Below are 1285 nucleotides of genomic sequence, written 5' to 3'. Positions count from 1 at the left end.
AACCACGCTGGAGTGTATTTTAAAGCTATGGCAGTATCAGCTTCTAATGACAATAAATAAATAATGAATGCAAAGAAAACAAGAAGCGCCCAACACATAACAACACCTCCTGGCATTTTATAAGGAGAGACAGTATGCTGGAGAGGACGATTGCGGCGATAGACGATATAGCTGATCAAAATGATAGACCATACAAATATAAACAAAGTTGCGGCAATCGTTGTAACAATTGTAAAAGCAGCTATGAGTGTTTGAGATAACGATACAATTGCATAACCAAATAAGATGCATAAAAAAGAAAAGAATAATGCATTGGCTGGAATGTGGTTACGAGAAAGTTTTCCTAAAAACTTAGGAGCACCTTTTTGTGTTGCAAGCCCATATATCATACGGCTGGTAGAAAAAATTCCACTATTTGCTGAAGATGCGGCAGCTGTGAGGACAACAAAGTTCATCAAACCTGCAGCAGTTGGAATACCAATAAGTGCATACATTGTTACAAATGGGCTTTTTTCTGGACTGATTTGATCCCACGGCGTCACAGACATAATCACAAGAAGAGAGAATATATAAAAGAATACAATGCGGATTGGTATTGAATTAACAGCCTGTGGTAAAGCTTTTTGAGGCTCTTTTACTTCAGCAGCAACTGTTCCAGCGAGTTCAATGCCAACAAAAGCAAAAATAACAATTTGAAATCCAGCAAAAAAGCCTGTAATTCCTCGCGGAAAAATATTTCCACCGTTCCATATATGGCTAAGAGAAGCAACCGTACCGTTTGGAGAGACAAAACCGGTAAAGATCATATAAAATCCTACAACAATTAAGACTAGAATTGCTACGATTTTGATAAAACCAAACCAAAACTCAAGTTCGCCAAATAGTTTTACGGCGACGAGGTTAAGAATTAAAAAGGACATCAGTCCAATTATAACAGGAATCCACGGATTGAGTTCAGGCCACCAAAAGTGTGTATAAGTGACAATAGCAATAATTTCAGCAGTTCCAGTGACAATCCAACACAACCAATATGTCCAGCCGATAAAGAATCCGGCACACGGCCCTAGAAGATCGGTTGAGAAGTCAATAAAAGATCGATATTGTGTATTAGAAAGCAATAACTCCCCCATAGCACGCATGACAAAGTATAGAGCACAACCAATAATCGCATAAACGAGAAGGATTGAAGGACCTGCTACACTAATTGTTTTTCCTGATCCCATGAAGAGTCCTGTTCCAATAGCACCACCCAGAGCTATAAGTTGTACGTGACGGTTATCGAGGC

General features: G+C 39.1%; 1 protein-coding gene. It reads right to left on the bottom strand.

Annotated elements, in window-relative coordinates; translation table 11 throughout:
* On the bottom strand, positions 1-1285 hold a 1285-nt coding region (locus ACFIKE_RS10750; RefSeq protein WP_375649894.1), incomplete at both ends, for an amino acid permease.

Source organism: Bartonella sp. MU70NMGDW (genome assembly GCF_042194085.1).
GTDB classification, from domain to species: Bacteria; Pseudomonadota; Alphaproteobacteria; order Rhizobiales; family Rhizobiaceae; genus Bartonella; species Bartonella grahamii.
This window is presented reverse-complemented; position numbering and strand designations above follow the sequence as displayed.